General features: G+C 72.9%; 7 protein-coding genes. 6 read left to right on the plus strand and 1 reads right to left on the minus strand.

The features are described from left to right. Window positions 1–765 (minus strand): IclR family transcriptional regulator (locus HF577_RS35845; protein WP_169400449.1); only part of this gene is annotated, 765 nt, incomplete at its 3' end. Between the two features lie 145 nt (window positions 766–910). On the opposite strand from HF577_RS35845, the gene HF577_RS35850 reads away from it, so the two are divergent. The 6 genes from HF577_RS35850 to HF577_RS35875 form a co-directional block, all read left to right on the plus strand. Continuing rightward, entirely contained in the window at window positions 911–1,576 is a 666-nt protein-coding gene (locus tag HF577_RS35850; RefSeq protein WP_169400450.1) for a CoxG family protein, read from the plus strand. Window positions 1,577–1,584: 8 nt separating this feature from the next. Continuing rightward, window positions 1,585–2,532 (plus strand): FAD binding domain-containing protein, encoded by a 948-nt coding sequence (locus tag HF577_RS35855; protein ID WP_169400451.1) that lies wholly within the window; start codon window positions 1,585–1,587, stop codon window positions 2,530–2,532. Beyond that, window positions 2,489–4,828, plus strand: coding sequence for a xanthine dehydrogenase family protein molybdopterin-binding subunit (locus tag HF577_RS35860; protein WP_169400452.1), 2,340 nt, complete (start codon window positions 2,489–2,491; stop codon window positions 4,826–4,828). The genes HF577_RS35855 and HF577_RS35860 overlap by 44 nt, the downstream gene beginning before the upstream one ends. After that, window positions 4,825–5,304, plus strand: coding sequence for a (2Fe-2S)-binding protein (locus tag HF577_RS35865; RefSeq protein WP_169400453.1), 480 nt, complete (start codon window positions 4,825–4,827; stop codon window positions 5,302–5,304). The genes HF577_RS35860 and HF577_RS35865 overlap by 4 nt, the downstream gene beginning before the upstream one ends. Beyond that, complete coding sequence (locus HF577_RS35870; RefSeq protein WP_169400454.1) at window positions 5,301–6,083, plus strand: alpha/beta fold hydrolase; 783 nt, start codon at window positions 5,301–5,303, stop codon at window positions 6,081–6,083. Before HF577_RS35865 ends, HF577_RS35870 begins: the two co-directional genes overlap by 4 nt. Window positions 6,084–6,096: 13 nt before the next feature. After that, window positions 6,097–7,568: UbiD family decarboxylase (locus HF577_RS35875; RefSeq protein WP_169400455.1), on the plus strand; the 1,472-nt coding region annotated here is incomplete at its 3' end.

A 7,568-nucleotide genomic window follows, 5' to 3' on the forward strand; every position in this document is an offset into this window, starting at 1 on the left:
GGGTGGGAGGGTGCCGCCCGTTCGTTCCGTGATGCGCCGGCCGCACTCGCGGATCAGTTCGCCGGCGTTCGTGACCGCCGGCTCGTCGAGCTCGGAGGAGAACGCCAGCGAGCACAGCACCATGCTCACCCGGCCCCGCTCGTCGAACACGGGGGCGGAGACGCCGGACTGTCCGAGGTCGTACTCGCGGACGCTGACGCCGTAGCCGCGCTCCCGGGTCTCGGCGAGCACGCCGCGCAGCGCGTCGCGGTCGACGACGGTCTCCGGGGTGAAGGCGGTGAGCCCGTTCCTGTCGATCAGCCGGTCCACCTCGGTGGGGTCGGACCAGGCGACGAAGGCGCGCATGATCGCGGGCGCGGAGAACGGGAAGGTGTCGCCCAGGCCGACGGTGATCCGCACGCCCTGCGCCCGGTCGGCCTTGGCCAGCACGGCGTACTCGGACGAGCCGTGCCGGCGCACCGCGAAGGTGAGGTAGCCCAGCCGCTTGCTGAGGTCGTCGAGCTCCTGCTGGACGACCTCGCGCGTCCAGTCCTGCGAGGTGTCGACCATGGCCAGCAGGCGCGGGCCGAGCCACCAGCCTGCTCGGTCGCCCCGGGTGGCGGCCCAGCCGGCCCGCTGCAGGGTGCCGAGGATGTTGTAGCAGGTGCTGCGGTTGAGCTCGAGATCCTCGATCAGCACGCCCGAGGGGACGGGTTCTGGCCAGTCGCGGGCGATCCGCTCCAGGAGTCGCACGGCGTTCATGACCGCGGGCACATCGCTCGCCATGACGCTCCCCTGCCTCTCCGTACACACTGCGCGACCAGACGGTAGCCGAGGTGTTCCGGCCGGGCGGCGATCGGGTTGACGGCCGCCCCGAGCCCTGCCTAGTGTCCTGCATACGAGATAACTAGTCCAGTATGGTGGTCATGCTATGAAGCTGAGTTCCTCGTTCCGGGTGCCCGCTGCCCCGGAGCGTGTGTTCACGCACTTCCTGGATCCGGACTCGATGCAGGCCTGCGTCCCGGGCTGCCAGGAGCTGGTGAAGGTCGACGACACGCACTACCGGGGCCGGCTGGTGAACGAGGTCGCGCACGTCCGGTTCAGTGCCGGCTTCACGGCCGAGATCACGGAGCTGGCCGGTCCGGGGCAGGTGCGGGCCACTCTGCGCGGCGAGGACCGCAGGCTGGGCAGCACGATCAAGATCGAGGCGGATCTGTCGGTCCGCGAGGACGGCGCGGCCGACCGGTCGTGCGTGGAGTTCGGTCTCGACGTCGCGCTCTGGGGCAAGATCGGCCGGCTCGGCGAGTCGATCGTGCGCCGGCGCACCGAGGAGGTGGAGCGCCAGTTCGCGGCGGACTTCTCCCGGGTGTGCGCCGCCGGGCCGCCGGGGCCGGAGAACAGCGCGGTGCGCGAGCTGCTCGCCGCCGGGGGAGCGGGCCGCCGAGCGGAGCAAGCGCCGCAGCCCGTACCGCAGACCGCGTCGCCGGCACAGCCCGCGCAGGCGGGCGGCCCCCAGGTCGCGCCACCCCGTCGCATGCCGTGGTGGCGGCGCGTGGTGGCGCTGCTCACCGGCCGGATCGCGGCGGCCCGGCGATGACGGCGGAGATGGCGGCGCCTCTCGGCGCGCCCACGCTGCACCGCCCCGACACGCTCGACGAGGTCTGCGCGCTGCTGGGGAGCCTGGACCAGGCGATGGTCTACGGCGGCGGCACCGCGGTGCAGATCCTCATCAAGCAGGGCGTGCTGTTCGCCTCCGACCTGGTCGACCTCTCCCTGGTGCCCGACCTGGACGGGATCGAGCGCACCGACACCGGCCTGCGCGTGGGCGCCATGGTCAGCCTGCGCCGGATGGAGACCGACCCGGTGGTGCGCCGGATCGTGCCGCTGGCGGCCCAGGTCTACGGCCACGTGGCCAACCCGAGGGTGCGCAACACCGCGAGCGTCGGCGGGAACCTCGCGCACGGCGACTACCGGCTCGACCCGCCCACCGCCCTGATGGTGCTGGGCGCCCGCGTGGAGCTGCGCAGCAGTGCGGGCGTGCGGCACGTCCCGGTGCGCGACTTCTTCGTCGGCTTCCAGGAGACCGCGGTGGCGCCCGGCGAGCTGGTGACCGCGGTGGAGATCCCCGCCCAGACCGGGTCGTCGTCGGGCTTCGCGAAGCTGAGCAGCCAGTCGGTCAACGACTGGCCGTGCGCCTCGGCGGCCGCGCTGGTGACGTCACCGGTGCAGGGGCAGCGGGAGCTCCGCCTCGGACTCGGCGCGCTGGCCGAGGTGCCGAAGTACGTCAGCGTCGACGTGCCGAGTGACGCCGGGGTGGCCGATGCCGTGCGGCTGGGCCAGGAGGCCGCGGGTCCGGTGATCGATCCCATCCCCGACATCCGCGGGGGAGCGGACTTCAAGAGACGCCTCGGCCTCGTCGCGGTCGAGGACGCGATTCGAGCGGCCTGGGGTTCGACGGGCGGCACCGAGACCGGTGCGGCCGGCAGGTCCACAGGAAAGGAGGGTTCGGATGCTCGGCGAAACTCGCGTCGCCGCTGGTGGCGCAGTCGGTGAACGGTGGGCGCGCACCGATGCGCGGGCGAAGGTGCGGGGGGAGCTGCTCTACGCGGCAGACCAGCCGCTGCGCCCGTGCCTCGACGTCGTGGTGCACCGCAGCACCCGTCCCCACGCCCTGATCGGGTCGGTGGACACCGAGCGGGCCATGGCGGTGGACGGCGTGGTCGCGGTGGTCACCGGCGCGCAGCTCTACAAGCTGTTCGGGAACGCGCTGATGACGGGCCCGGCGTTCTCCGACCAGCCCTGCCTCGCGGTGGACCGCGTGCGCTACATCGGTGAGCCCGTGGCCGCGGTGCTCGCCCGGGGCCTCGCCCCGGCGCGGACGGCCGCCGACGAGATCGAGGTCGACTACACCGAGCTGGAGCCGGTGCACGACGTGGATCTCGCCGTCGCCGGTGGTCCCTACGTGCACGATGTCCTGCGCCCCTCGGTCGTCTTCGGCGACCTGAAGCACCTACGCGGCAAGCGCGACACCAACGTCAACTACGAGTACACCCTGCGCCGGGGCGACGTGGCGGAGGCGGCCGCGGCCGAGGGCGGGCGCACGGTGCACGAGGAGTTCTGGTGCCCGCCGACACACCACGTGCCGATCGAGCTGCCGTTCACCGCCGCGTGGCGCGACGGGGACCGGCTCGAGATCCTCTCCGCGACGCAGACCCCGTCCTACGTCCGGCAGTCGGTGGCCGACCTGCTCGGGATCCCGCTGAACGCGGTCCGGGTGCGCAGCGCGCCGCTGGGCGGCAGCTTCGGCGCGAAGATGTACGACCGTCTCGAGCCGCTGGCCGCCGTGCTCGCCTGGACGCAGCGCACCGCCGTGCGGATCACGGCCTCCCGCGAGGAGGCGTTCCTGCTCACCACCCGCCACGGTGCCGCGGTGACCGGCAGCATGACCGCCGACAAGGACGGGCGCATCGTCGCGGCCACCGCCGACGTGCGCTACGACACCGGGGCGTACGCCGACGTGGGCCCGCGCATCACCGCCAAGTCCGGGATGGTGGCCACCGGGCCGTACCGCGTGGAGAACGTGGACGTCCGCTCGCGCTGCGTCTACACGAACAAGCCGTCGGCCGGCCCGTTCCGCGGCTTCGGCGTACCCCAGGTGACCTGGTCGCACGAGTCGCTCGTGGACGAGCTCGCCCGGGAGTGCGGCGTCGACCCGGCCGAGTTCCGGCGGCGCAACCTGCTGCGTGAGGGCGACGTCGCACCGGTCGGCACCCCGATGCACAGTGCCGACTTCGCGGGCTGCCTGGACGCCGTGACCGAGGCCGTCGGCTGGGACACCCCGCTCCAGCGCGAGGAGGGCAGGCTGCGCCGTGGCCGCGGCGTCGCGGTCGGCGTCAAGGCCGTGCTCACCCCGACGATCGCCAACGCGGTGCTGCAGCTCAACCAGGACGCGTCGGCCACCCTGCTGATCAGTACGGTGGACATGGGCCAGGGCAGTGACACGATCATGGCCCAGATCGCCGCCGAGGCGCTGTGCCTGGGCGAGGGGCAGGTCCGGGTGGTGGCGGCGGACACCGACGTCACCCCCTACGACACGATCACCGCGGGGAGCCGGTCGACCTACCACACCGGCAACGCGGTGCGCCGGGCCGCCGACGCCATGCGCGACAAGCTGCTCGAACTGGCCGCCGAGCGCTTCGGGGTGGCCGTCACCGACGTCAAGCTGACCGGGGACGGCCTGGTCAGCGCCGAGAACCAGCAGAAGGTCTCGATCCCCGAGCTGCTCCACGGGCACTTCGGCGCGCGGGGCACCACGCTCACCACCGAGGCCAACTTCACCACCTCGTGGGTGCCCTACGACCACGAGACCGGCCAGTCCGAGCGGGTCACCGAGCACTGGTTCGCCGGTGCGGTGGCGGTGCAGCTCACCGTCGACACCGCAACCGGCCGGGTGCACGTCGAGCACCTCGCGGTGGCGGGCGACGTGGGCCGGGCGATCAACCCGAAGCTGGTGGAGCAGCAGCTCACCGGGGCGGCGATCATGGGCGTCGGCCACGCCCTGTTCGACCAGATGGTCTTCGACGAGGGCCAGATCGTGAACGGCACCCTGCTCGACTACCAGCTGCCCTCCGTGCTCGACGTTCCCGACAAGATCACGCCGATCATCGTGGAGAGCCCGCACCGCAGCGGGCCCTACGGCGCCAAGGGCGTCGGCGAGACCACGATCATCCCGCTCGCCCCCGCGATCGCGAACGCGGTGCGCGACGCCATCGGTATCCGTTTCCCCCGGCTGCCGCTCACGCCGGAACGGATCCTCACCGCACTCGCCGAGCAGGAGGCCGGGGCATGACCACGGATGTGCAGATGACCGTGAACGGGGCGCGCCACCGCGTCGCGGTCGCCGACGACGATCTGTTGCTTGACGTGCTGCGCCGCCTCGGCATCACCAGCGTCCGGGAGGGCTGCGGCGTCGGGGCCTGCGGGGCGTGCACCGTGCTGGCGGAGGACCACAGCGTGAGCAGCTGCCTGGCCCGCGCGGTGCGCTACGACGGGGTGCCGCTCACCACGGCCGACGGGCTGGCGGAGGACGACGACGTCGTCGAGGAGTTCGTCGCGGCGGGCGCGATGCAGTGCGGCTACTGCATTCCCGGCTTCGTGCTGATGGGCCACGAGCTGCTGGCGCAGAATCCGGCCCCGACCCGCGAGGAGATCGCGGCGCACCTGGAGGGCAACATCTGCCGCTGCGGCACCTACCAGGAGATCTGCAGCGCGATCGAGGCCACCGCACGCCGTCGGCAGGCCGAGAACGAGCGGCGGTCGGCATGAGGGTCGACACGGCGCGGGGCACGTTCGAGGTCGCCGCCACCGGGGAGGGTGGTGCTCGTCCCCTCGTGGCGCTGCACGCGCTCGCGCTGTCGGGACGGGTGTGGGATCCGATGGCCGCGGCGATGGCCGGGAACCGGCGGGTGCTCGCCCCGGACGCCCGCGGGCACGGCGGCTCCGACTGGGACGGCGGGCCGTTCGGCATCGCCGACCTCGCCGACGACGTGGCCGCGATCATCGAGGTGGTGGCCGACGGGCCGGTCGACGTGGTGGGCCTGTCCATGGGCGGCAGCACCGCGATCCTCCTCGCCCAGCGCCGTCCGGACCTCGTCGCACGGCTGGTGCTGGCCGACACCACCGCCGACTACGGCCCCGACCGGGTGGCGCAGTGGATCGACCGCGCCGAGAAGGCCGTGGGTGTACCGCGGGAGAAGCAGGTGGCGTTCCAGGTCGACCGGTGGTTCTCGCCGTCCTTCGTGGAGGCGCACCCGGACGAGGTGCGCCGGGTGTCCGACATCTTCGTGGCCACCGACTCGCGGGCCCACGCCGCGGCGTGCCACGCGTTCGCCGGTCTGGACGCCGACGCCGGGCTGGGCGACATCCAGGCCCCGACCCTGGTGCTGGTCGGGCGCGACGACTACGCGACGCCGCCTGCGATGGCGCAGGTGCTGGCGTCCGGGATCCCGGACGCCCGTCTCGAGGTGCTGGACGACACGCGGCACCTCAGCCTGATCGAGCGACCGGACCTCTGGCCGCTCGTCGAGAAGCACCTGGACACCTGAGGAGCGCCCCGGCATGACGACATCCACCCCGCCCGGTGACGAACCGCTGCTGAGCCTGCGCAGCCACATCGACGCCGTGGAGAAGATGGGCGAGCTGCGGCACGTCCGCGGCGCCCACTGGGACCTCGAGCTGGGCGGGATCGCCGAGGTCAGCTACCACCTGCCGCAGCCGCCAGCCGTGCTGTTCGACGAGATCACCGGCTATCCCGCCGGCATGCGGGTGCTCACCGGGAGCACCGGGTCGTCCCACCGCTTCGGCCGCACTCTGCGCCTGGGCGACGACCTCGACGACGCCGCGCTGGTGGACGCGTTGCGCGGCAAGCCGTCGCGCTGGGCGGCCGCCGCGCCGGACTTCCCGGTCGAGCCGGTCGACACGGCGCCGCTGCTCGCGAACGAGGTGCCGGGCGACCAGGTCGACCTGCTGGAGTTCCCCGTGCCGCGCTGGCACGAGCACGACGGCGGCCGGTTCATCGGCACCGGCTGCTTCGTGGTCACGAGCAACCCGGAGACCGGCGTGCACAACGGCGGCTGCTACCGGATGGAGGTGCAGGACGACGGCCGCGGCACCACGATCGCGGCCGTCCCGGGCAAGCACGGTGCGCAGAACATCGAGCGCTGGCTCGCCAGGGAGGGACGCGCACCGGTGACCGTGTCGTTCGGGCACGACCCGCTGCTGCTGGCGCTCGGCGGCACCGAGGTACCGGGCGGGGTGTCCGAGCTGGAGTACGCGGGCGCGGTGCTCGGGCAGCGGGTGCCGGTGGTGATCGCCCCCGACACCGGCCTGCCGATCCCGGCGGGCAGCGAAATCGCCGTCGAGGGCTGGCTCACGCCGGACAACATGCGCGAGGAGGGGCCGTTCGGGGAGTGGACCGGCTACTACTCGGGACGGCGCCGCCCCTGCCTGAACCTGTCGATCACCCGGCTCTACCACCGCGACGACCCGATCCTGCTCGGAGCGCCCCCCGGCCGCCCGCCGCACGACTACTCGTACATGCGCACCGTCATGAAGTCGGCGATGATCCACGACGAGCTGGTGTCGATGGGCGTGCCGGGCGTCACCGCCGCGTGGGCGCACGAGTCCGGTGGCGGCCGGCTGTTCGTCGCGGTGTCGCTGGAGCAGCGCTACCCGGGACACGCCCGGCAGGTCGCGCACCTCGCCGCCCAGTGCCCCGCGGCCGCCTACATGAACCGGTACGTGGTGGTGGTCGACGACGACATCGACCCCTCCGACCTGGAACAGGTCATCTGGGCGATGTCCACCCGCAGCGACCCGGAACGCGACATCGAGACGATGCGCTACGGCTGGGGCAGCAAGCTCGACCCGATGCTCCCCGAGGGCGCCCCCGCCTACAACAGCCGGGCGATCATCGACGCCTGCCGCCCGTTCGAACGCCGCGCCGACTTCCCCCGCGTCGCGCAGAGCAGCCCGGAGTACCTGCGCGGCGTCCGCCAGAAATGGGGCCACCTCCTGACCACCCCCACCCC

The sequence above is a fragment of the Pseudonocardia xinjiangensis genome, assembly GCF_012911925.1.
GTDB classification, from domain to species: Bacteria; Actinomycetota; Actinomycetes; order Mycobacteriales; family Pseudonocardiaceae; genus Pseudonocardia; species Pseudonocardia xinjiangensis.

What these genes read in the sequence shown, in the direction of transcription:
- HF577_RS35850 (WP_169400450.1), top strand. Translation starts at nt 911, where the DNA reads ATGAAGCTGAGTTCCTCGTTCCGGGTGCCCGCTGCCCCGGAGCGTGTG.
- HF577_RS35855 (WP_169400451.1), top strand. Translation starts at nt 1,585, where the DNA reads ATGGCGGCGCCTCTCGGCGCGCCCACGCTGCACCGCCCCGACACGCTC.
- HF577_RS35860 (WP_169400452.1), top strand. Translation starts at nt 2,489, where the DNA reads ATGCTCGGCGAAACTCGCGTCGCCGCTGGTGGCGCAGTCGGTGAACGG.
- HF577_RS35865 (WP_169400453.1), top strand. Translation starts at nt 4,825, where the DNA reads ATGACCACGGATGTGCAGATGACCGTGAACGGGGCGCGCCACCGCGTC.
- HF577_RS35870 (WP_169400454.1), top strand. Translation starts at nt 5,301, where the DNA reads ATGAGGGTCGACACGGCGCGGGGCACGTTCGAGGTCGCCGCCACCGGG.